We start from the raw sequence: 21274 nt of genomic DNA, 5'->3' as shown, positions 1-21274 counted from the left end.
CGCATGGCCCTCGAGACGACTGCGGAGACCCCCGCACCGCTGCGGCAGATCTCCCAGCTCCTCGACGGCTACGTCGCCCGTCTGGGCGCCGTGTGGGTCGAGGCGGAGATCGCCTCGCTCACGCGGCGCCAAGGCATCTGCTTCCTGACGCTGCGTGACCTCGAGGCCAAGATCTCGATCGAGGCCAAGTGCCACGTCAGCGTCCTCGACGCCTCGCCTGCCCCCATCACGGAGGGATCGCGGGTCGTCGTGCACGCCAAGCCCGCGTTCTACGCGCCGCGGGGCAGCCTGTCGCTCGACCTGCGCGAGATCCGTCCCCAGGGCGAGGGCGAGCTGCTGGCCCAGCTCGAGCGCCGCAAGCAGCTGCTCGCGGCCGAGGGCCTGTTCGACCCGCGGCTCAAGAAGCGTCTGCCCGTCCTGCCGCGCGGCATCGGGCTCATCACGGGCCGCAACTCCGCCGCCGAGCGCGACGTCCTGCAGAACGCACGCCTGCGCTGGCCCGACGTCCACTTCGTCGTCCGACACGCGCTGATGCAGGGCAACGACTCGGCCCGCGACGTCATGGCGGCGCTCACCGAGCTGTCGGCCGACGTGTCGGTCGACCTGATCGTCATCGCCCGCGGCGGCGGCTCGATCGAGGACCTCCTGCCGTTCTCCGACGAGGGACTCATCCGGGCCGTCCACGCATGCGCGATCCCGGTCGTCAGCGCGATCGGTCACGAGCCCGACACCCCGATCCTCGACCTCGTCGCCGACCTGCGTGCCTCGACGCCCACCGATGCCGCCAAGCGCATCGTCCCCGACGTCCGCGAGGAGCTGGCCGGCATCGCGATGATGCGCGAACGGGCCTCCCTGTCGATGCGGTCGATGCTCGAGCGCGAGCTGCGGGGCATCGCCGACCTGCGCAGCCGACCGGTGCTCGCCCGACCGGCCACGCTCGTCGAGGCCGAGGAGTCCCGTCTCCACGACGTCCGCGACCGGGCCCGCCGCTCGCTGGGCCACCGCCTCGACCGTGCAAGTGACGAGATCGGCCACCACCTGGCGCGGGTGCGCGGCCTCTCGCCCCTCGCGACGCTCGAGCGCGGCTACGGCGTCGCCCAGCTGCCCGACGGCACCGTCATCACCTCGGTCGCGCAGGTCGCGACCGACACCGAGCTCACGATCCGCGTGGTCGACGGCACGATCCACGCTCGCGCCCTCTCGACCGAGACCAGCCTGACCACCGAGGAGACCGACCATGACTGAGACGACACCCGACATCCCCTACGAGCAGGCCCGCGACGAGCTCGTGTCGGTCGTCCAGAAGCTCGAGGCCGGTGGCACCAGCCTCGACGAGTCACTCGCCCTGTGGGAGCGCGGCGAGCAGCTCGCCGCGATCTGCCAGACGTGGCTCGACGGCGCCAAGGCCCGTCTGGCCGCGACTCAGCCCGCCGACAGCGACGAGATGTAGCGCTCGATCACCGGGCGGGACGCCGTGCCGTTGAGCAGGGTCGTCAGGCCGCCCTCGGTGCGGACGTAGGTCCAACGGCCCTTGGGCCCCGACCGCACGGTCCACGTCTCGCCGGCGACCTGCGCCGTCCCGGCGGCCTTGCTGCCCTCCGCATAGCGGGCGAGCGCACGGTCGACGCTGACCTTGAGCTGGTTGAGGCCGATGTACTCGTCCTGGTCGGTCAGCACGCCCAGGCGCCACGCATCGGGCTCGAACTGGGCGACGTTGGCCCGCCAGCCGGCCGGCAGGCTGGACGGCGCGAGCAGCTCGAACGAGGCGGCAGGGCGAGCCTGCTGCACGACCTGGGCGTAGTCGACCGGCTTGACCGGGTCGCCCGGATCGGTCGTGAAGATCTTGCCGAAGCCCCAGACGGCCAGGATGATCACGCCGATGACACCGACGGACCGCAGGATGTCGCCCATCGACGGATTGCCACGCGATGACGTGGTGGAACTCATCGGCACCCTTTCGTGACGTCGGCCCCTCCACTTTACGGGCCCGGGCCCACCCGTGGTCCACGAGACCTCGTACCCACCCGCCGGGCGCTCGCCGCCCGCTAGGATGTGCGCGTGGACAGCCTCAAGCCCGCCGCCCAGGCGCCCGACCGCAACCTCGCCCTCGACCTGGTCCGCGTGACCGAGGCAGGAGCCATGGCCGCCGGCCGGTGGGTCGGTCGCGGTGACAAGAACGGCGCCGACGGGGTCGCGGTCAACGCGATGCGCTCGCTCATCAACACCGTGCAGATGAACGGTGTCGTCGTCATCGGCGAGGGCGAGAAGGACGAGGCCCCGATGCTCTACAACGGCGAGCGGGTCGGTGACGGCACCGGCGCCGAGACCGACGTCGCCGTCGACCCGATCGACGGCACGACCCTGACGGCCAAGAGCCTGCCCAACGCGGTGTCGGTCATGGCCGTCGCGCCACGTGGCTCGATGTACGACCCGTCGGCCGTGTTCTACATGGAGAAGCTCATCGCCGGACCGGAGGCCGCCGACGTCGTCGACATCCGCCTGCCCGTCGCCGAGAACATCGCCCTCGTCGCCAAGGCCAAGGGCATCTCGCACAGCGACGTCACGGTCTGCGTCCTCGACCGTCCCCGCCACCAGGGCCTCGTCGACGAGATCCGCGCCGCAGGCGCCCGCATCAAGTTCATCATCGACGGCGACGTCGCCGGCGGCATCACCGCCGCGCGGCCCGACACCGGCGTCGACCTGCTGGTCGGCATCGGCGGCACCCCCGAGGGCATCATCACCGCCTGCGCCATCAAGGCCATCGGCGGCGTCATCCAGGGCCGGCTGTGGCCGATCGACGACGACGAGCGCCAGCGCGCGATCGACGCCGGGCACGACCTCGACCGGGTCCTGTCGACCAACGACCTCGTCGACGCCGACGACTGCTTCTTCGTCGCGACCGGCATCACCGACGGTGAGCTCATGAACGGCGTCCGCTACGGCGCCGGCAAGGCCTACACCGAGTCGATCGTCATGCGCTCGCGCAGCGGCACGATCCGCAAGATCACCAGCGAGCACCAGCTCGGCAAGCTGCAGGCCTACTCCGCGATCGACTACGAGCACTGAGACAGGCCGGTGACGACATGACCCGCTCCGGAGAGCTGTTCGCGTCCCTGCCCTCGGGCATCGACCTGTGCCACGAGACCTTCGGCAGCGCGGACGACCCCGCGGTGCTGCTCGTCATGGGCCTCGGCGGCCCCATGGGCTGGTGGACCACCGACTTCTGCGAGCAGCTCGCGCAGCGGGGCTTCTTCGTCATCCGCTACGACAACCGCGACACCGGTCGCTCGACCAAGCTGCGCCAGCACCGGGTCGGGCGCACCGAGGTCATCCGGGCCTTCCTCGGCCTGCCGATCATCGGCGCGGTCAAGGCCCCCTACGGCCTGGGCGACCTGGCCGGCGACGCGATCGCCCTGCTCGACCACCTCGAGATCGAGCGGGCCCACCTGGTGGGCGTCTCGATGGGCGGCATGATCGTCCAGACCATCGCGATCGAGCACCCCGAGCGGGCCCTGTCGATGACGTCGATCATGTCGACGACCGGCCGCCGCACCGTCGGCTTCCAGAACCCCAAGGTCATCCCGGCCATGCTCGCCTCGGCCGGCCGGACGCGCGACTCGTACGTCGAGCGGTCGCTGCGGACGTCGAAGGTCATCGGCTCCCCCGCCTTCCCCTCCGACGAGGAGGCTGCGCGCGATCGCGCCTACGAGACGTACGACCGTGGCTGGACCGCCAGCGGCGTCACCCGTCACATGCTGGCGGTGCTGACCCAGAGCGACCGCACCGAGGCCCTCAGCCGGGTCGACCTGCCGGTCGCGGTGATCCACGGCCTCAACGACCCCCTCGTGCACCGCTCGGGTGGCCGTGCCACGGCCGAGGCCATCGCGGGCGCCGAGCACCTCGAGATCGCCGGCATGGGCCACGACCTGCCACCTCAGCTCTACGCGACCTACATCGACACCATCGCCCGGACGGCAGCACGCGCCGTCAGCCGATGAGGCTCGCCCGATGAGGCACAACCCTCGTCACGCGACCGACGACGAGCAGGTCGTGCGCCAGATCATCGCCGACAACCCGTGGGCGCTCCTGGTGAGCCACCACGACGGCGAGCTCGTGGCGTCCCACTACCCCGTGCTGCTCGACGAGGACGCCGAACGGCTCACCGTCGTGACCCACGTGGGCCGGCCCGACGACCGGCTCCACGGCCTCGGCGACGGCGAGGTGCTGCTGGTCTTCCAGGGACAGCACGGCTACGTCTCCCCCAGCTGGTACGCCCCGGGCTCCAGCCGGGCGCCGACGTGGAACTTCAGCGCCGTGCACTGCCACGGCACGCCCCAGATCCTGTCGCCCGACGACAACCTCGCCGTGCTCACCCGCCTGACGGCGCACTTCGAGCAGCACGTCGACGAGCCGATGTGGCTCGACCAGGACTGGGGCGCCCGGATCGCCCGCGGCACCGTCGGTCTGCGCATCCCCATCGACCGGTTCACCGCCAAGGTCAAGATGAGCCAGGACAAGGACCCCGTCTCGGTGCAGAACGTCATCGACCACCTGCGCGCGCCCGGTCCCTACCGGCAGCCCCGTCTCGCCGACGACATGGAACGCACCCGCGCCGAGGGCATCGGCCACGCATCTGCGGATGAGACTGGCTGAGCAGTTCCGCATCTGATCCTCTAGGATTCAGTTCATGTCGCACGTACGGATCTCTGACGCTGCCCGGTTCCTCGGGGTCAGCGACGACACCGTGCGGCGCTGGATCAGCTCCGGCACCCTGACGTCCGTCACCGACGCGTCCGGGCGCATGGCGATCGAGGGCAAGGACCTCGCCGCGTTCGCCCGCGACCAGGCCCGATCCATGACCGATCCGTCCGGCACCAGCAGCTCGGCCCGCAACCGCTTCGTCGGCCTGGTGACCTCGGTCAAGGCCGACACCGTCATGGCACAGGTCGAGATGCAGTGCGGACCGTTCCGGGTCGTCTCGCTCATGAGCAGCGAGGCGGTCGACGAGGTCGGCCTGGAGGTCGGGTCCGTCGCGGTCGCCGTCATCAAGTCCACCAACGTCATCATCGAGTCCCTGGAAGGTCATTCATGAACCGCCTCGTCGCCACCGTCGCCGCCGGCCTGCTGCTCTCCACCGTCGCAGCCTGCTCCAGCGACGCAGGCGGCTCGTCCGACGACGCCCGGGCCGCCGACAAGCCCCGCTCCGTCACGGTCTTCGCCGCCGCCTCGCTCAAGACGTCGTTCGAACAGATGAAGCCGAAGTTCGAGGCCGCCAACCCCGGCACGACCGTGACCTTCAACTTCGCCGGGTCCTCCGACCTCGTCGCGCAGATCCAGCAGGGCGCTCCCGCCGACGTCTTCGCCTCCGCCGACACCAAGAACATGGACAAGGCTGCCGCTGACGACCTGGTCGAGGGCACCCCGGCCAACTTCGCGACCAACACCCTCGAGATCGTGACCCCGCCGGGCAACCCCGGCCAGGTCGACTCGATCGACGACCTGGCCGGCTCCGACCTGCAGGTCGTGCTGTGCGCCCCCGAGGTGCCGTGCGGCGCAGCGGCCGAGAGCGTGGAGAAGGCGGCAGGCATCGACATCAAGCCGGCCAGCGAGGAGCAGTCGGTCACCGACGTGCTCAACAAGGTCGCGACCGGAGAGGCCGATGCCGGCCTCGTGTACGTCACCGACGTCAAGGCCGCGGGAGACTCCGTCGTCGGCGTCACGTTCCCCGAGTCCGCGGACGTCGTCAACACCTACCCGATCGCCGCGCTGTCGGGCAGCAAGAACGTCGAGCTCGCCCAGGCCTTCGCCGACTTCGTGACCGGCACCGAGGGGCAGGCCATCCTCGAGGCGGCCGGCTTCGCCAAGCCGTAGAGCCGTGTCCGTCCCCCGCTGGGTCTACGTCCCCGCCGCGGCGGGAGCGCTGTTCATCGTGCTCCCGCTGGTGGCGATGGCGGCCCGCGTGGAGTGGAGCCAGTTCTTCTCGCTCATCGGCTCCGACTCGTCGCGGGCGGCGCTGTGGCTCAGCCTGCGCACGTCCGCCGCCAGCACGGTGCTCTGCGTCGTGCTGGGCGTGCCGATGGCCCTGGTGCTGGCGCGCACGACCTTCCGCGGGCAGGGCGCCCTGCGGTCGCTCGTGCTGCTGCCGCTGGTGCTGCCTCCGGTCGTCGGCGGCATCGCGCTGCTCTACACGTTCGGGCGCAAGGGCCTGCTCGGCGAGACCCTCGACGTCCTGGGGTGGCAGATCGCGTTCTCGACCACCGCCGTCGTCATCGCCCAGACCTTCGTGTCGCTGCCGTTCCTCGTCGTGAGCCTGGAAGGGTCGCTGCGCACCGCCGGTCAGCAGTACGAGGTCGTCGCCGCCACCCTCGGCGCCCGGCCGACGACCGTGCTGCGCCGGGTGACCCTCCCCCTCGTGCTGCCGGGGCTCGCCGCCGGCGCGGTGCTGTCGTTCGCCCGGGCGTTGGGCGAGTTCGGTGCCACGATCACGTTCGCCGGCAGCCTGGAGGGCGTGACCCGTACGCTCCCGCTCGAGATCTACCTGCAACGTGAGACCGACCCCGACGCCGCCGTGGCCCTGTCGCTGCTGCTCGTCGTCGTCGCGGTGCTGGTCATCGGGCTCGTCCGAGGGACGAGGAGCAGCGCGCTGTGACCCTGCACCTCGACGTCGTCGTCGCCACCCGCGACGTGCGAGCCACCCTCGACCTCGGGGACGGCGAGACCGTCGCGATCCTCGGCCCCAACGGGTCGGGCAAGTCGACCCTGCTCGCCACCATCGCCGGCATCGTGCGGCCCGACACCGGGTCCGCGACGCTCGACGGCACGACGCTGTTCGACACCGCATCCGGCACCTGGCGCCCTCCCCATGACCGCGGCACGGCCCTGCTGGCGCAGGACCCGCTGCTCTTCCCCCACCTCACGGTGCTCGACAACGTCGCCTTCGGCCCCCGGAGCGCGCGGATCGCCCGCTCGGAGGCGCACGTGATCGCCCGTCGGTGGCTCGACGAGGTCGACGCCGGCGATCTTGCCGGCCGCAAGCCGTCCCAGCTGTCGGGCGGACAGGCGCAGCGGGTGGCGATCGCCCGCGCGCTTGCTGCGGACCCGCACCTGCTGCTCCTCGACGAGCCCATGGCCGCGCTCGACGTCACCGTCGTGCCGGCGATGCGGCAGGTGCTCAAGCGCGTGCTCGCCGGACGCAGCGCCGTCATCGTGACCCACGACGTGCTCGACGCCCTGCTCCTCGCCGACCGGGTGGTCGTCATGGAGGCCGGCCGGGTCGTCGAGCAAGGACCCACCAAGGACGTGCTGGCGCGCCCGCGCAGCTCGTTCGGTGCGGGGATCGCCGGGCTCAACCTGGCCAGGGGACAGGTCGAGTCCGGCACCGTGCGCACCCGCAGCGGGCTCGTCGTCGCGGGGCTCCACCACGACGCGACGGTGCCCGACGGGCAGCAGGCCGTGGCGGTGTTCAGCCCCAGCGCGGTCAGTGTGCACCGTGAGCAGCCCGGCGGCAGCCCGCGCAACGTGTTCGCGACGACCGTCCGCGAGCTCGAGCCGCGCGGGTCGCAGGTGCGGGTGCAGACCGACGAGCTCAGCGCCGACGTGACGGCCCCTGTCGTCGCCGAGCTCGACCTGATGCCCGGCACGCCGGTGTTCCTCGCGGTCAAGGCCAGCGAGGTCTCGATCTACTCCGCCTGACCGACTCCCACCCGTCCACCTCGGGCCCGGCCTCGAACCACCCGTGATGACTCGCCTCCGTTCGATGTTGCAGCGCCTGCGCAGCTCCCCGCGCGCGCTCGGCGTCACCGCCGTCGTCGCGGTGCTGCTCGCCGCGGCGGTCCTCGACGTGCCCGGCCAGCTGGGAAAGCTGGCGCCGGACCAGTCGACGTCCACCTCGACCCCTGATGCGCCGGTCCCCGACGAGCCGGTCGAGACCGATCCCGGCGAGCTGACCAACCTGGTGACGAAGGACAACGCCGGTCTCGACCAGTGCACGCCCGGCAGCAAGGGGCTCGCGTGGTGCGGCCGAGCGCCGGCGCTCGGCGACGGCACGTGGCTCAACACGCCCGGCGGACGACCCGTCAGCCTCCGGGACCTGCGCGGCTCGGTCGTCATCGTCGACTTCTTCGCCGGGTCCTGCGGCTCGTGCCGCCGTGACTCGCGCTACCTGCGCGCGTGGGAGGCGCAGTACGGCGACCTCGGCCTGGAGGTCGTCGGCGTGCACGTGCCGAAGTTCCGCTACGAACGACGGGCGTCGAGCCTGGCCAGCACCCTCGACCGGCTGTCGATCCGCTTTCCGGTGCTGCTCGACAACGGCTTCTCCACGATCACCGACTACCGCAGCAGCGTGCTGCCGTCGAAGTACCTCATCGACCGCACCGGGACGGTCCGCGCGATCACCTTCGGCGAGGGCGGCTACCCGCGCATCGAGAACCAGATCCGGACGATCCTGCAGCAGTCCGACTTCAGCGGCGAGCTGCCGTCGGCGATCGGCGAGCTGGACGACGGTGCCGACGCCGAGCCGGGCACGACACCGCAGATCGACCTCGGCGACTCCCGCGGCAGGCGCTATGACACCGAGTCCGACATCGTCGTCGGTGACAACACCCGGTTCCGCCTGCCCGACCAGCAGCCCGACGGCACGTTCAGCCTCGGCGGCGTCTGGCGCCTGCGGGCCGAGGACGCCACCCCGCGCCCCGGAGGGGTCGCCCGGGTGAGCTTCCGGGCGCGACGGGCCTACCAGCTGGTCGCGGGCTCCGGCACGCTCGTCGTCACGACGTCGCAGGGCGTCACTCGACGGATCCCCGTCTCGGGCGGTCCCGACCTGGTGCAGGTCTACGGCGCACCCACGTCAGACCCCGAGACGCTGACCGTCGCGTACGAGGGCGACCTGCGGGTCTACGCGTTCTCGTTCGGCTGAGCACGCACCAGGACGCTCGTCATCGTGTAGTCCTTCGCCGGGCCGCTCACGGCCCACTCCACGCGCCAGTGATCGTCGGAGAGGATGTCGACCCGGCCGACGTACGTGTCGGGGGCGCACGGGTGCACCACCTCGCCACCCGGCGACCAGGGGTGGAAGTCGCGACCGTCGTCGAACGTCACGAACCACTCGTCGTCGCGGGGCTCGACGAAGAGCAGCCGGCTGACCGGCAGCACGAGCTCACCGCTGCGCAGCGTGCCCTGCTCGCTCCAGCGGACCCGACCGTCGGGCTCGAGGCTCAGCTCGGACGTCCCGTCGACCGTCGACTGCTCGGCCTTCATGCGGTCGTCGATCTCGCGAGCCAGCGTCCAGGCGCCCAGCAGCGCGGTCGGGGCGAGGTCTGCGGTCACGGGCCCAGCCTAGGTCGCCGACTATCCTGACCCCATGACCGGTGCAACCCTGCGCCGTCGTGACGACGGCGCCACAGAGCTGCGGGTCAACGGCGTGTTCGTCATGGACGACCGCGAGACCTCGTCCGAGCGTGAGCTCGCTCGGATCGTCCTCGACCTGGGTGCCGCAGACCTGCTCGTCGGCGGTCTGGGCCTCGGCCACACGCTCCGCGAGCTGCTGACGTCCTCGGTCGTCCGATGGGTCGTCGTCGCCGAGCTGCACCCCGAGATCGCCGACTGGATGCGCGACGGCACCATTCCCGGGGCCGACCTGCTGGCCGACCCCCGCACCGAGCTCGTCCTCGACGACGTCCGCGCCGTGGTCGAGGCGCAGGCGCCCGGGTCGCTGGACGCGATCGTGCTCGACGTCGACAACGGCCCCGACTTCCTCGTGCACGACCACAACGCACGGATCTACGAGACGCCCTTCGTGCAGACCTGCGCCGAACGGCTCCGACCGGGCGGCCACCTGTGCATCTGGTCGATGGGCCCCTCCCCCGCGGTGGCAGCGGCGCTGGCTACCGCCTTCGACGACGTCGCGGAGCGGAGCATCCCGGTCCGGCTGCAGGGCCGCGACGAGCACTACTGGATCCTCACGGGCTCGCGTCGCAGGGGCAGCGCTATCGTGCGAGCATGACCGACAACACTCCAGCCACCGACAACACCAGCGACTGGCGCATCGAGCACGACACGATGGGCGAGGTCCGTGTCCCGGCCCACGCGCTCTGGCGTGCCCAGACCCAGCGGGCTGTCGAGAACTTCCCGATCTCCGGCACCCCGATCGAGTCCGCCCAGATCCGCGCCCTCGCGCAGATCAAGTCCGCGTGCGCGCAGGCCAACGCCGAGCTCGGCATCCTCGATCAGGACATCGCCGACGCGATCGTCGCCGCTGCCGCCGAGGTCGCCACCGGCGCCCACGACGCCCACTTCCCGATCGACGTCTTCCAGACCGGCTCGGGCACGTCGAGCAACATGAACACCAACGAGGTCATCGCGACCCTTGCCACGAACGCGCTCGGCAAGGACGTCCACCCCAACGACCACGTCAACGCCTCGCAGTCGAGCAACGACGTCTTCCCGACGTCGATCCACGTCGCGGCGACCGCGTCGGCCACCAACGAGTTGATCCCCGCGCTCGACCACCTCGCGACGTCGCTCGAGGCCAAGGCCACCGAGTTCGCGTCCGTCGTGAAGTCCGGCCGCACGCACCTCATGGACGCCACCCCGGTCACGCTGGGCCAGGAGTTCGCCGGCTACGCGATGCAGATCCGTCGTGGCATCGAGCGCGTCGAGGCGTCCCTGCCGCGCACGGCCGAGGTCCCCCTCGGTGGCACCGCCGTGGGCACGGGCATCAACACCCCGATCGGCTTCCCGCAGCGCGTCATCGAGATCCTCGCCGCCAACACCGGCCTGCCGATCACCGAGGCCGTCGACCACTTCGAGGCGCAGAGCGCCCGCGACGGACTCGTCGAGATGTCCGGCCAGCTGCGCACCATCGCGGTCGGCCTGACCAAGATCTGCAACGACCTGCGCTGGATGGGCTCCGGCCCGCGCACGGGTCTCGGCGAGATCGCCCTGCCCGACCTGCAGCCCGGCTCGAGCATCATGCCCGGCAAGGTCAACCCGGTCCTGCCCGAGGCGACGCTCATGGTGGCCGCCCAGGTCATCGGCAACGACGCCACGATCGCCACCGCGGGAGCGTCCGGCTCGTTCGAGCTCAACGTCATGCTGCCGGTCATCGGTCGCAACATCCTGGAGTCGATGCGTCTGCTCGGCAACGCCTCGCGCGTGCTTGCCGACCGCTGCATCGACGGCATCACGGCCAACGAGGAGCGCTGCCTCGAGCTCGCCGAGTCGTCGCCGTCGGTCGTCACGCCACTCAACCGCTTCATCGGCTACGAGAACGCCGCCAAGGTCGCCAAGACCTCGGTCAAGGAGAAGAAGACGATCCGTCAGGTCGTCATCGAGTCCGGGTTCGTCGAGCGCGGCGAGATCTCCGAGGCCGACCTCGACAAGGCCCTCGACGTCATGAGCATGACCCACCCCTGACCCCCACGCTGACGAGAGCGTTTCCGCCCCTTCACGAGACCTTTACCGCCCCTCGCAGGGGCGGAAACGCTCTCCTCGAGGGGCGGCAACGCTCTCGTCAGCGGCGCTGGGCGAGGACGTAGCCGTCGTTGTCGTAGATGAGGTCGTACGTGCCGCCGTGGGCCTGCTCGGCGTACCCGACGACGTCGTCGGGTGATCCCACCCCGGCGGCGAGGTCGAACAGGACGTACTCCGGCTTGGCGTCGCCGACCGTGCCGAGCCAGTAGACGGTGTGGTCGGTCACCAGGTGCGTCATGAGGCCGATGTCGGTCTCGACGCTGGCGCCGTCGCGCACCAGTGACAGCACCAGGCGGGCGCTGTCCGCGCGCGGCGGCTCCTCGTACGTCGCGGAGTCGGCCAGCGCTGCGACCGGCGACCCGACCACGAGGAAGCCGCTGACGACGATCGCCCCCACCGACGCCCACCGCAGCTGCGGTCGGCGCACGATCGCGTCGATCATCGCCACGAAGACGATCGGCATCAGCACCAGCGAGTAGTGGAACTCGGTGCCCCAGTAGAACGGGACGTCGTTGACGAACCGGCCCAGCAGCGTCGGGACGGCGAGCAGCACCCACGGCGACGCGAGCGCCGCCAGCCCCGTGATCGCGACCGTCAGCACGACCGTCGCGGCCTTGCGGTCGAGCTGGTCGAAGAACGTCGTCAGCACACCGCGGTCACCCAGCGTGGAGTGCGTGTACTCCCCCGCCGCGTTGAACGCCGGGATCACGACCAGCACGATCAGCACCGACGCGACCAGCCCCACCACCGCCAGGACCCGACCGCGGCGACGGTCACCGGCGAGCCACAGCACCACGCCGATCGCAGCGACGGTCACCCCGAGGTCCTCCTTGACCAGGATCAGCGGCAGCGACCACCACATGACACGGTCGAAGCGACGGTCGACGTATGCCGCCCCCGCCAGCGCGAGGAGCGGAGCCGCAAAGGCGACCTCGTGGAAGTCGGCCTCGACCGCCGACTGGATGCCGAACGACAGGCCGTACGCGACACCGATCGCGAGGCCCACGACCGTCCCGAGCCGGCGCATCGCCAGCACCGAGATCACCTGGATCGAGATCGCGATCAGCACGACCTGGGCGAGCAGCACCGTCTGCGCCGACGGGAAGACGCGGTAGAACGGCGCGATCAGCGCCGTCACGGGCGAGAAGTGGTCACCCAGGATGTTGTAGCCGGGCCCCTTCACGTCCGAGACCGGCACGCCCAGCGCGGCATAGCTCTTGACGACCTGCTCGAAGATGGCGTTGTCGAACGAGGTGATCGTGAACCGGTCGAACCGGATCAGCGTGACCGCACCGTAGGCCGCCGCGCAGGCGAGGGTCAGGACCCCGGCGAGCGCGTGCTGGGCGCGGCTGGCGTGCATCGTCACAGCGTGAGGTTCTCGCCCGTCTCGGGATCGAAGACGTGGACGCGACGGCGCGGGATGACGACTCGGATCGACATCCCGGGGCGCAGCGCGCTGTCGGCGGCCAGCTCGGCGACCAGGAAGCTCTGGAAGAGGTCGAACTCGAGCAGGTCCTCGACCTCGTTGAGCAGGTCCTCGACCGCGGGCTCGATCTCGTAGCCGAGGTAGGCGAACTGCGAGCTGCCCCGCCACTCGACGTCGTCGATGCGCGTCGTGAACTCGACCCGGTCGGTCACGGCCTGTCCGCCGACCCCGGTGGCGTCGTAGCAGTGCTCGGGACGGATGCCCGCGACGACGACGCCCCGGTCTCCGATGCGCTCGAGCAGCTCGTCGTCGAGCAGCATCGTCGCCAGCGGCATGACGAGCTGCTGGCCCATCGGGAACGCCGGGACGAGGTTCATGGGCGGGGACCCGAGGTAGCCCGCGACGAACATGTCGGCCGGCCGCTCGTAGAGGTCACGCGGCGTGCCGACCTGGTGGATGAAGCCCTGGTGCATCACCGCCACCCGGTCCGCCGTGCTGAGGGCCTCCTCGACGTTGTTGGTCGTGAAGATCGAGGTGCGGTCGTTCTCCTGCTGCCACTGGGTCGTGACCGAGCGGACGTGGGTGCGCACCCGCTCGGACTGCGACGAGAATGGCGAGTCGAACAGGTAGGCGTTGGCGTCGCGCACCAGCGACCGGCCGAGGGCGACCCGCTGGCGCTGCGCGTCGTCGAGGTCGGCGGGCTTGGCGTCGAGCAGGTCGGACAGCGCGAGGAGCTCCGCGACCTCCTCGATGCGGTCCGACAGCGCGACCTTGTCGTAGCCACGACGCAGCGTGGACGAGAAGGCGAGGTTGTCGAAGACGTCGAGGTGCGGGTGCAGCGCAAAGTCCTGGAACACCATGGCCAGGTCACGTCCGCGCGGGTCGACGGTCGTCACGGGCTCGTCGTCGAGCAGGATCTCGCCGGACGTGGCGTCCTCCAGGCCGGCCAGCGTCCGCAGGAGCAGCGACTTGCCCGCGCCGGTCGGGCCCGTGATCGCCAGCGTCGTGCCCTCGGGGACCTCGAGGCTGATGTCGTCGAGCAGCGGACGGGACCCACCACGGGCGGCCGTGGTGAGGTGGCGGACTTCGATCGAGGTCATCGGTAGGACCTTCCGAGGAGGTGGTTGATCCGGCGCGGGAACAGCAGGAGGAGGACGACGGCCGGCAGCATCCAGAGGAGGCCGGCGGCGGCGATGGCGGCGCTGGAGTCGTCGACCTGACCGCTGGCGAGCATGAGGGTCGCCGGCAGCGGGAGCGTCCGCGCGTCGGGCGACAGGGCGGAGCCGAGCACGAAGTCGCTGCAGCCCACCACGAAGACGAGCAGCGTCACGACCGTCAGCCCCGGCAGCAGGGCGGGCGCCGCGAAGTGCCGCACGACCTGACGCCGGGTGGCTCCGTCGGCGCGGATCGCGTCGAGCAGCGGCCACGGGACGTCCCGCAGGACCGTCACGCTCAGCCAGGTCGCGAGCGGCAGCGTGACGACCAGCGCCGCCGGCACGAGCGCCAGCCGTGACCCGTACGCGCCGAAGGCCACCAGCTGCTCGGAGATCGGGCCGGCGATCGCGAGCACCGGCATCAGGATCGTGCCGATCACGAGGCCGTAGGCGATCCGCTTGCCGCGCGCCGGCACGCGGACGAACCCGTACGCCGCTGCGACCGCGAGCGGCATGGCGATCAGCGTCGCCAGGCCCGAGACCAGGAACGACGTCACGGCGGCGTCGCGCAGGATGTCGGAGCCGATCGCGCCGTCGAACGCCCGCCAGCTGACTCCCTGGGGCCAGAGCGTCTGCGGATCGGCGCCCTCGGGGGCCGTCGCCACCGTGAAGGTCCACAGCAGAGGGACGAGCGTCACGACCGCGAAGACCTCGAAGCCGAGAATGCCCCAGAAGGACACCGGCCGCGGCGTGTCGGCGTAGAGCACCCCCGCGGCGCCCGTGGCCATGAGGACGACCGAGGCGATGATCCAGAGCCACTGGTCGGGTCGGGCGATCATGAGGATGCCGTAGTTGCCGACGCCGAAGCCCAGCGCGAACGACAGGCCCGACGCCCAGAGGCGCGACTTCACCGACGGCGTCACACGGTCCTCCTCACCCGGAGCAGCGGGACGAGCGCGGCCGCCAGCAGGACCGCGAAGACGAGCAGGAGCACCGACATCGCGGCACCGAGGCCGAGCTCGAAGCGCGAGAACGTCGTGTCCCAGACCAGCACGGGCACGGTGCGGACGTCGGTGCCGGGCTGGTCGACCAGCAACGGCCCCTCGAGCATCCGCAGGGCGTCGAGGGCGCGATAGACCACCGCGACGGCGATCGCGGGAGCCATCGCCGGCAGCACGACCCGGCGGAACCGCTGCCACGCGGTGGCGCCGTCGGCGACCGCGGAGGCCATCAAGGAGGTGGAGACCCGCAGCAGCCCGGCCAGCAGGATGACTGCGGTGATGCCGGTGCCCCGCCACACCTCGCCGAGCGAGACCGCGACCAGCTGACCGACGGGCCCCAGGTCGTCGAGGCGGAACCAGGCGGCCGCGAACCCCGTCGTCACGGCGTCACGCCACACCACCGCCGAGACGACGGCGAGCAGCGCGAAGGGCAGCAGCACCACGACCCGTGCGACGGGCCACAGCACCGTCATGCGGCGCAGGGCGGCCGCGAACGCCAGACCGAGCAGCAGCTGGAGCACGACCATCACCGTGATGATCGCGAGCGTCGCGGCCACCGCGATCCACCACGTCCGGGTGGTCAGCACGTCGACGTAGTTGTCGACGCCGACGAACGACCGGTCGCCGGGGCTGGTGGCGGGATCGGTGCTCAGCGAGGTCCAGATCGCGCGACCGACAGGCCACGCCGTGACGGCGAGCAGCACGACGATCGCCGGTGCGAGCCAGCGCCAGCCCCTCATCGCAGCGTCCCCTCGATCGCGGCCTCGACGGCGGCCTGGGAGGTGTCAGGGGTCGTGTCCTGCGTGACGCCGGCCGTGGGCCGCCACGTCTCGTCGAGCGCGCGGACGACCTGGAACCAGTAGGGCGTCGCCGGAGCCGTGGCACCGCTCTTGACCGCGGCGCGGGCGACCTCCCCCTGCGGGAAGGCGCCCTTGACCGCCGGGTCGTTGTAGGTCGCGAGGCGGCTCGCGCCGTGCTGGGCCTCGGCCATGAGCGGACGGAGCAGCTCCGGCGACGTCAGGCACTCGATGGCCGCCCACGACTCGTCGGTGCGCGGTGCGTGCTTCGGCACGGCCAGGCCGACACCGGCGAGCGGGGCGACGCTGGTGTCGCCGACGGCCGGGTAGGCCGTCGCGACCATGTCGCCCGAGACCCCGGCCAGGGCGGGATCGGCCACGGCCGAGACCGAGGCGAGCAGGAATCCGCCGTCGGGGGCGGCGAATGCCGAGAGCGCGTCGCGGGACGGCCCCGGCCCGACCTGCGACTCCTCGTAGAGCTCGACGGTCGAGGCGGCGCCGCGCCCCGCGTCGCCGGCCAGCCCGACCTCCGCGTCACGGCCGGCACCCGTGACGATGCTGCCGCCCCCACCGGACACCAGGGCGTTGACCCAGTCCGACAGCCCGCTGCCGTCACGGTCCTGGACCTGGATCGTCACGCCGAGGCGCTGGGCGCCGGCGACGAGGTCGTCCCAGCTGATCGGCTGGGTGGTGTCGAGCCCGGCCCGCTCGGCGAGGTTGCCGCGGGACCACAGCACCTGGGGATCCATGAACCACGGGGCGACCACGAGCTCACCGTCGTACGTGGCCGCGGCCCGAGCGGTCTGCGCGATGCCCGCCCGGAGCGCTCCGACCTTGCCCCGCGGGACGGGGGCCAGGAAGCCGGCCGCGGCGAACTCCGCCGTGAACGACGTGTCGAGGCTCAGCAGGTCGATCGTGTCGTCGGCGGCGCGCAGCCGGCGCACGAGCAGGTCGTGCCGCGTCGTCACGTCGGTCGGCAGCTGCTCGACCGCGATGCGATAGGCGCCGCCGGCCTGCTCGGTGCACGTCGCTGCCAGCGCGGGCGCGTCGACGCGGTCGGGCCCGACGTACCAGGTGAGGGTCGGGACCGCGCCGGGGCGATCGCCATCGGCACCGCACGCCCCCGCTGCGAGGCACACACACAGGACGGCCGCCGCGCAGCGCACGAAACGTCTCCCTGGTCCGAACACGTGCGCAACTTTGCCACAGACAGGGGCCCTTCCCGCGGCATATGCCCACTTGCGGGAAGGGCCCCTGGAGTCACAGGAGCAAACTCACGTCACAGCGTGACGTCCTCCAGCATCTCGGTGACGAGCGCCGCGACCGGAGAACGCTCCGAGCGCGTCAGCGTGACGTGCGCGAACAACGGGTGCCCCTTGAGCTTCTCGACCACCGCGACCACCCCGTCGTGACGGCCGACCCGCAGGTTGTCGCGCTGGGCGACGTCGTGGGTCAGGACGACCTTGGAGTTGGCGCCGATGCGCGACAGCACCGTCAGCAGGACGTTGCGCTCCAGCGACTGCGCCTCGTCGACGATGACGAACGAGTCGTGCAGCGAGCGTCCGCGGATGTGCGTCAGCGGCAGCACCTCCAGCATCCCGCGGTCGAGGATCTCCTCGATGACCGCCGGCGAGGCCACCGCTCCCAGCGTGTCGAACACCGCCTGGCCCCACGGCCCCATCTTCTCGGACTCGCTGCCCGGCAGGTAGCCGAGCTCCTGGCCGCCGACGGCGTAGAGCGGACGGAAGATCACGACCTTCTTGTGGTGACCGCGCTCCATCGTCGCCTCGAGGCCTGCGCATAGGGCCATCGCCGACTTGCCGGTGCCGGCGCGGCCACCGAGCGACACGATGCCGATGTCGGGGTCGAGCAGCAGGTCGAGCGCGATGCGCTGCTCGGCGGACCGTCCGTGGATGCCGAACGCGTCGCGATCACCGCGGACGAGCTGCACCTGCTTGTCGGCCGTCACCCGGCCCAGCCCGCTGCCCTTGTCGGAGACCAGGACGAGGCCCGTGTGGCACGGCAGCTCGCGGGCCTCCGGCAGGTCGAGGACGCCCGCCTCGTAGAGCGTGTCGAGGTCGAGGCTGTCGATCTCGAGCTCGCGCATGCCGGTCCAGCCCGACTCGAGCGCCAGCTCGGCGCGGTACTCCTCGGCCACGAGCCCGACGGCCGAGGCCTTGACCCGCATCGGCAGGTCCTTGGACACGATCGTGACGTCGAGACCCTCGTTGGCCAGGTTCTTGGCGACCGACAGGATGCGGGTGTCGTTGTCGCCGAGGCGGAAGCCGGACGGCAGCGAGGAGGAGTCGGTGTGGTTGAGCTCGACACGGATCGTGCCTCCCTCCTCACCGATCGGCAGGGGGACGTCGAGGGTGCCGTGCAGCACCCGCAGGTCGTCGAGGAAGCGCAGGGCGCTGCGGGCGAAGTAGCCGAGCTCCGGGTCGTGCCGCTTGCCCTCCAGCTCGGTGATGACGACGACCGGTATGACCACCTCGTGCTCGTTGAACCGGTTGACGGCATTGGGGTCCGCGAGCAGGACACTGGTGTCCAGGACGTACGTGCGGCGGGAGGTCTGGCTCTTCGACGTGCGCGATGCGGCCACAGCTGTCTCCTCAACGGGCCCGCGCGCGCCTGCGCCGGCCCTACTCGTGGGTAGGGGTTCCGGGCTCAAGCGCGAGCGTCAACACACCACGAACGTACGACCGCAGATCGACGAATTCCGGCACGACACGCTGGCCGGTGTGTGACGAGCATGTGAACGCTGCCCCGCCCCAGCCCCGGTTCCTAGCGAGCTTGCGAGCGGGAGGGAGCGAGGAACGAGCGACCGAAGGACCAACGGTTCCTAGCGAGCTTGCGAGCGGGAGGGAGCGAGGTACGAGCGACCGAAGGACCACCAGCCCGCATCGACGCTCGGTCGCTGCGCTCGCGCGGTCTACGCGCCGAACCGGCGCTCTCGCGCGGCGTACGACCGCATCGCGCGCAGGAAGTCGACGTGGCGGAACGACGGCCACAGGGCGTCGCTGAAGTAGAACTCGGAGTGGACGCTCTGCCACAGGAGGAATCCCGAGAGTCGCTGCTCGCCCGAGGTGCGGATCACCAGGTCGGGATCGGGTTGTCCGCGGGTGTAGAGGTGCTCGGCGATGTGGTCGACCTCGAGCGTCGAGGCGACCTCCTCGAGCGATCGCCCGAGGGACGCCTGCTCGACCAGCAGCGACCGCATCGCGTCGGTGAGCTCCTGGCGCCCGCCGTAGCCGACGCAGATGTTGACCCGCATCTGCTGCACGTCGGTGGTCGACTCCGCCAGCCGCTTCATGCGCGCGGCGGACTCCGCGGGCAGCATGTCGAGGTTGCCGATCACCGACAGCGGCCAGCGCCGCTCCTCGGCGATCTGCTCCATGAGGGCCTCGACCGCGGCCAGGATGCTCTCGACCTCTTCGGCGGGGCGTTGCAGGTTGTCGGTCGACAACAGCCACAGCGTGACGATCTCGACGCCCAGGTCGTCGCACCACTGGCTGAACTCGATGATCTTGTCGGCGCCGGCCTTGTAGCCGTGCTCGTACTTGGTGCCACCGCGCTTGGCCCATCGCCGGTTGCCGTCGACGATGGCACCGACGTGGTGCGGCAGACGCTGGGGGTCGAGGCTCTTGGCGAGGCGGCGTTCATAGACGCCGTACGCCAGGTCGGTGACTCCCATGGGCACAGCGTAACCCTCGCCACAGCGGCCGCAGTCGGACGCAGCCGGGTTGCACCCCGTGCCCTAGGCTCACCCTCATGTCGAACCATGATCACGAAGGCGTCGTGCAGGAGGCGACCGAGCGCATCCGTGAGACGGTCGATGAGATCAAGCCCAAGCTGCGCGGCTGGCTGCATGCCGTGACGGTTCCGCTGGCCTTCTTCGCCTTCATCGTCATGCTGGTCATCTCCGACGACGTCCTCGTCCGCGTCGGGGTGGCGGTGTTCATGGTCAGCTCGATGCTGCTGTTCGGCGTCAGCGCCGTCTACCACCGCGGCACCTGGTCCGACCGGGTCCGCGGCTTCTGGAAGCGCTTCGACCACGCCAACATCTTCCTGCTCATCGCCGGGTCCTACACGCCGTTCTCGCTGCTGCTGCTCAAGCCGTCGCACGCCGCGATCATGCTGTCGCTGGTCTGGGGCGGCGCCCTGCTCGGCGTCATGTTCAAGATCTTCTGGATCGGCGCACCTCGTTGGCTCTACGTGCCGCTCTACCTCGTGCTCGGCTGGGCAGCGGTGCTGTACTTCCCCGAGTTCGCGGACGAGGCGTCGACGCCCGTGCTCGTCCTGCTGATCACCGGCGGCGTGCTCTACTCGCTCGGCGCCGTCGTCTACGGCTTCAAGTGGCCCAACCCGTCGCCCACCTACTTCGGGTTCCACGAGGTCTTCCACGCGTTCACCATCGCGGCGTTCATCGTCCACTACGTCGGCGTCAGCCTGCTGGCCTACCAGCAGCACTAGGGCGTGTCTCCTAAAGATCGGCGTGTGAGCGCGAGATTGTTGGAGCATGTCTCGTGCAGCTCTTCTCACTGACGCTCAGTGGGCGCGGATTGAGCCGGTGATGCCGTCCTCTGATGGCCAACGTGGTCGGCCGTTCCGCGATCATCGTCAAGTCGTGGAGGGCATCATCTTTCGTTTTCGGACGGGTTCTCCGTGGCGTGACCTGCCATCTGAGTTCGGTCCGTGGCAGACGGTCTGGAAAAGGCATCGCAAGTTCAGCAGCGACGGGACATGGGACAAGATCTTGGCCAAGCTGCTCGCTGAGGCCGACGCTGCCGGCGACATCGACTGGACCGTTTCGGTCGATTCAACGATCAACCGTGCTCACCAGCACGGCACGAACCTGCCCCGAGCCGCTGCTCTCACGGGGGGCTCTATCGAGTTACAAGAATCCGCTGGACGAGCCCGCTGATCACGCGGTCGGACGCTCCCGTGGTGGGTTGTCGACGAAGATCCACCACCTGTGTGACGGCAAGACCCGACCGCTCGTGATCCTACTGACGCCAGGGCAAAGCGGCGATTCACCGATGCTCAGGCCGTTGATGGAATCGCTGTCGGTGGCCCGGGTGGGACCAGGGCGACCACGAACCCGTCCGGACAAAGTCCTCGGCGACAAGGCGTACTCGAGTCGGGCGAATCGCGACCTGCTGCGCAGCCGAGGGATCGAGGCCGTGATCAGCGAACCATCGGATCAGAAGGCCCACCGCAGACGACGCGGCCAAGCTGGCGGCAGACCTCCCGCGTTCAACACCGAGACCTATAAGCAGCGCAACACCGTCGAGCGCGGCTTCAACGTCTTCAAGCAATGGCGCGGACTCGCGACCCGCTACGACAAACTCGCCCTGACCTACCGAGGCGGAGCTGTCCTCCGCGCCATCACCATCTGGCTACGCCAATAAGGAGACGTGCCCTAGG

Annotated in this window: 23 protein-coding genes; 14 read left to right on the top strand and 9 right to left on the bottom strand. The window is 70.6% G+C overall.

All coding sequences use genetic code 11. The features are described from left to right. The first annotated feature begins 3 nt into the window (after positions 1 to 3). Both xseA and HQK15_RS16535 read left to right on the top strand, forming a co-directional pair. Positions 4 to 1245: an exodeoxyribonuclease VII large subunit gene (xseA, locus tag HQK15_RS16540; protein WP_173492615.1), complete on the top strand. Its 1242-nt coding sequence runs from the start codon at positions 4 to 6 to the stop codon at positions 1243 to 1245. Next, positions 1238 to 1450: an exodeoxyribonuclease VII small subunit gene (locus HQK15_RS16535; protein ID WP_173492614.1), complete on the top strand. Its 213-nt coding sequence runs from the start codon at positions 1238 to 1240 to the stop codon at positions 1448 to 1450. The genes xseA and HQK15_RS16535 overlap by 8 nt, the downstream gene beginning before the upstream one ends. Here HQK15_RS16535 and HQK15_RS16530 read toward each other — a convergent pair. After that, positions 1423 to 1947 (bottom strand): DUF4245 domain-containing protein, encoded by a 525-nt coding sequence (locus HQK15_RS16530; protein WP_173492613.1) that lies wholly within the window; start codon positions 1945 to 1947, stop codon positions 1423 to 1425. The genes HQK15_RS16535 and HQK15_RS16530 overlap by 28 nt on opposite strands. Before the next feature lie 111 nt (positions 1948 to 2058). On the opposite strand from HQK15_RS16530, the gene glpX reads away from it, so the two are divergent. The 8 genes from glpX (at position 2059) to HQK15_RS16490 (ending at position 8914) form a co-directional block, all read left to right on the top strand. Then, positions 2059 to 3066 carry a class II fructose-bisphosphatase gene (gene glpX, locus HQK15_RS16525; protein WP_173492612.1) on the top strand — a complete coding sequence of 336 codons (1008 nt, stop codon included), beginning with the start codon at positions 2059 to 2061 and terminating at the stop codon, positions 3064 to 3066. 17 nt (positions 3067 to 3083) lie between these two features. After that, on the top strand, positions 3084 to 3998 hold the full coding sequence (locus HQK15_RS16520) for an alpha/beta fold hydrolase (RefSeq protein ID WP_173492611.1): 915 nt from the start codon (positions 3084 to 3086) through the stop codon (positions 3996 to 3998). A 10-nt stretch (positions 3999 to 4008) separates the two neighbouring features. Further along, entirely contained in the window at positions 4009 to 4653 is a 645-nt protein-coding gene (locus HQK15_RS16515; protein WP_173492610.1) for an FMN-binding negative transcriptional regulator, read from the top strand. A 34-nt stretch (positions 4654 to 4687) separates the two neighbouring features. Continuing rightward, positions 4688 to 5092: a TOBE domain-containing protein gene (locus tag HQK15_RS16510; RefSeq protein WP_173492609.1), complete on the top strand. Its 405-nt coding sequence runs from the start codon at positions 4688 to 4690 to the stop codon at positions 5090 to 5092. After that, entirely contained in the window at positions 5089 to 5871 is a 783-nt protein-coding gene (modA, locus tag HQK15_RS16505; RefSeq protein ID WP_173492608.1) for a molybdate ABC transporter substrate-binding protein, read from the top strand. Before HQK15_RS16510 ends, modA begins: the two co-directional genes overlap by 4 nt. A 4-nt stretch (positions 5872 to 5875) precedes the next feature. Continuing rightward, positions 5876 to 6649 carry an ABC transporter permease gene (locus HQK15_RS16500; protein ID WP_173492607.1) on the top strand — a complete coding sequence of 258 codons (774 nt, stop codon included), beginning with the start codon at positions 5876 to 5878 and terminating at the stop codon, positions 6647 to 6649. Continuing rightward, the gene (locus HQK15_RS16495) at positions 6646 to 7692 is read left to right on the top strand and encodes a sulfate/molybdate ABC transporter ATP-binding protein (protein ID WP_173492606.1); all 1047 of its coding nucleotides are present in this window, start codon (positions 6646 to 6648) and stop codon (positions 7690 to 7692) included. Before HQK15_RS16500 ends, HQK15_RS16495 begins: the two co-directional genes overlap by 4 nt. Positions 7693 to 7756: 64 nt before the next feature. Beyond that, positions 7757 to 8914, top strand: coding sequence for a redoxin domain-containing protein (locus tag HQK15_RS16490; RefSeq protein WP_173492605.1), 1158 nt, complete (start codon positions 7757 to 7759; stop codon positions 8912 to 8914). On the opposite strand, the gene HQK15_RS16485 is transcribed toward HQK15_RS16490, so the two are convergent. Next, positions 8893 to 9324 (bottom strand): DUF6314 family protein, encoded by a 432-nt coding sequence (locus HQK15_RS16485; protein WP_173492604.1) that lies wholly within the window; start codon positions 9322 to 9324, stop codon positions 8893 to 8895. The genes HQK15_RS16490 and HQK15_RS16485 overlap by 22 nt on opposite strands. Positions 9325 to 9358: 34 nt before the next feature. On the opposite strand from HQK15_RS16485, the gene HQK15_RS16480 reads away from it, so the two are divergent. Together HQK15_RS16480 and HQK15_RS16475 are read left to right on the top strand one after the other, a co-directional pair. After that, positions 9359 to 10000, top strand: coding sequence for a spermidine synthase family protein (locus HQK15_RS16480; RefSeq protein ID WP_173492603.1), 642 nt, complete (start codon positions 9359 to 9361; stop codon positions 9998 to 10000). Next, positions 9997 to 11412, top strand: a complete 1416-nt coding sequence (locus tag HQK15_RS16475) for a class II fumarate hydratase (RefSeq protein ID WP_173492602.1) — start codon at positions 9997 to 9999, stop codon at positions 11410 to 11412. The genes HQK15_RS16480 and HQK15_RS16475 overlap by 4 nt, the downstream gene beginning before the upstream one ends. A 97-nt stretch (positions 11413 to 11509) precedes the next feature. On the opposite strand, the gene HQK15_RS16470 is transcribed toward HQK15_RS16475, so the two are convergent. The 7 genes from HQK15_RS16470 to HQK15_RS16440 all read right to left on the bottom strand — a co-directional run bounded on the left by HQK15_RS16470 (position 11510) and on the right by HQK15_RS16440 (position 19541). Then, positions 11510 to 12829, bottom strand: a complete 1320-nt coding sequence (locus HQK15_RS16470; protein ID WP_173492601.1) for a DUF2079 domain-containing protein — start codon at positions 12827 to 12829, stop codon at positions 11510 to 11512. Positions 12830 to 12831: 2 nt separating this feature from the next. Further along, the gene (locus tag HQK15_RS16465) at positions 12832 to 13995 is read right to left on the bottom strand and encodes an ABC transporter ATP-binding protein (RefSeq protein ID WP_173492600.1); all 1164 of its coding nucleotides are present in this window, start codon (positions 13993 to 13995) and stop codon (positions 12832 to 12834) included. Next, the gene (locus HQK15_RS19185; RefSeq protein WP_173492599.1) at positions 13992 to 14972 is read right to left on the bottom strand and encodes an ABC transporter permease subunit; all 981 of its coding nucleotides are present in this window, start codon (positions 14970 to 14972) and stop codon (positions 13992 to 13994) included. Before HQK15_RS19185 ends, HQK15_RS16465 begins: the two co-directional genes overlap by 4 nt. After that, on the bottom strand, positions 14969 to 15790 hold the full coding sequence (locus tag HQK15_RS16455; RefSeq protein WP_173492598.1) for a carbohydrate ABC transporter permease: 822 nt from the start codon (positions 15788 to 15790) through the stop codon (positions 14969 to 14971). The genes HQK15_RS19185 and HQK15_RS16455 overlap by 4 nt, the downstream gene beginning before the upstream one ends. Beyond that, positions 15787 to 17013, bottom strand: a complete 1227-nt coding sequence (locus HQK15_RS16450; protein ID WP_173492597.1) for an extracellular solute-binding protein — start codon at positions 17011 to 17013, stop codon at positions 15787 to 15789. Before HQK15_RS16450 ends, HQK15_RS16455 begins: the two co-directional genes overlap by 4 nt. A gap of 113 nt (positions 17014 to 17126) precedes the next feature. Then, a complete protein-coding gene (gene phoH2 / locus HQK15_RS16445) occupies positions 17127 to 18449 on the bottom strand; it encodes an RNA 5'-3' helicase PhoH2 (protein WP_173492596.1) in 1323 nt (440 codons plus the stop codon). A gap of 330 nt (positions 18450 to 18779) precedes the next feature. Continuing rightward, positions 18780 to 19541 carry an isoprenyl transferase gene (locus HQK15_RS16440; RefSeq protein WP_173492595.1) on the bottom strand — a complete coding sequence of 254 codons (762 nt, stop codon included), beginning with the start codon at positions 19539 to 19541 and terminating at the stop codon, positions 18780 to 18782. Positions 19542 to 19618: 77 nt separating this feature from the next. Between HQK15_RS16440 and trhA the strand changes: the two genes are divergently transcribed. Both trhA and HQK15_RS16430 read left to right on the top strand, forming a co-directional pair. Then, entirely contained in the window at positions 19619 to 20320 is a 702-nt protein-coding gene (gene trhA, locus HQK15_RS16435; RefSeq protein WP_173492594.1) for a PAQR family membrane homeostasis protein TrhA, read from the top strand. A 46-nt stretch (positions 20321 to 20366) separates the two neighbouring features. Beyond that, a protein-coding gene (locus tag HQK15_RS16430; RefSeq protein WP_437340255.1) for an IS5 family transposase occupies positions 20367 to 21258 on the top strand; the annotation gives its coding sequence in 2 pieces (ribosomal slippage) (positions 20367 to 20711 and positions 20713 to 21258; 891 coding nt in all). Positions 21259 to 21274: the final 16 nt, after the last annotated feature.

The organism is Aeromicrobium stalagmiti (assembly GCF_013283745.1).
Classification (GTDB): domain Bacteria; phylum Actinomycetota; class Actinomycetes; order Propionibacteriales; family Nocardioidaceae; genus Aeromicrobium; species Aeromicrobium stalagmiti.
The sequence above is the reverse complement of the archived record's forward strand: the minus strand, read 5'-3'. Positions and strand labels throughout refer to the sequence as shown.

Excerpts from the sequence above, each read along its gene's own strand:
- modA (WP_173492608.1), top strand. The coding sequence starts at position 5,089 with ATGAACCGCCTCGTCGCCACCGTCGCCGCCGGCCTGCTGCTCTCCACC.
- HQK15_RS16455 (WP_173492598.1), bottom strand. The coding sequence starts at position 15,790 with ATGAGGGGCTGGCGCTGGCTCGCACCGGCGATCGTCGTGCTGCTCGCC.
- xseA (WP_173492615.1), top strand. The coding sequence starts at position 4 with ATGGCCCTCGAGACGACTGCGGAGACCCCCGCACCGCTGCGGCAGATC.
- HQK15_RS16475 (WP_173492602.1), top strand. The coding sequence starts at position 9,997 with ATGACCGACAACACTCCAGCCACCGACAACACCAGCGACTGGCGCATC.
- HQK15_RS16515 (WP_173492610.1), top strand. The coding sequence starts at position 4,009 with ATGAGGCACAACCCTCGTCACGCGACCGACGACGAGCAGGTCGTGCGC.
- HQK15_RS16440 (WP_173492595.1), bottom strand. The coding sequence starts at position 19,541 with ATGGGAGTCACCGACCTGGCGTACGGCGTCTATGAACGCCGCCTCGCC.
- HQK15_RS16465 (WP_173492600.1), bottom strand. The coding sequence starts at position 13,995 with ATGACCTCGATCGAAGTCCGCCACCTCACCACGGCCGCCCGTGGTGGG.
- HQK15_RS16520 (WP_173492611.1), top strand. The coding sequence starts at position 3,084 with ATGACCCGCTCCGGAGAGCTGTTCGCGTCCCTGCCCTCGGGCATCGAC.
- HQK15_RS16490 (WP_173492605.1), top strand. The coding sequence starts at position 7,757 with ATGTTGCAGCGCCTGCGCAGCTCCCCGCGCGCGCTCGGCGTCACCGCC.
- trhA (WP_173492594.1), top strand. The coding sequence starts at position 19,619 with ATGTCGAACCATGATCACGAAGGCGTCGTGCAGGAGGCGACCGAGCGC.
- HQK15_RS16510 (WP_173492609.1), top strand. The coding sequence starts at position 4,688 with ATGTCGCACGTACGGATCTCTGACGCTGCCCGGTTCCTCGGGGTCAGC.
- HQK15_RS16530 (WP_173492613.1), bottom strand. The coding sequence starts at position 1,947 with ATGAGTTCCACCACGTCATCGCGTGGCAATCCGTCGATGGGCGACATC.
- HQK15_RS16480 (WP_173492603.1), top strand. The coding sequence starts at position 9,359 with ATGACCGGTGCAACCCTGCGCCGTCGTGACGACGGCGCCACAGAGCTG.
- HQK15_RS16470 (WP_173492601.1), bottom strand. The coding sequence starts at position 12,829 with ATGCACGCCAGCCGCGCCCAGCACGCGCTCGCCGGGGTCCTGACCCTC.
- HQK15_RS16535 (WP_173492614.1), top strand. The coding sequence starts at position 1,238 with ATGACTGAGACGACACCCGACATCCCCTACGAGCAGGCCCGCGACGAG.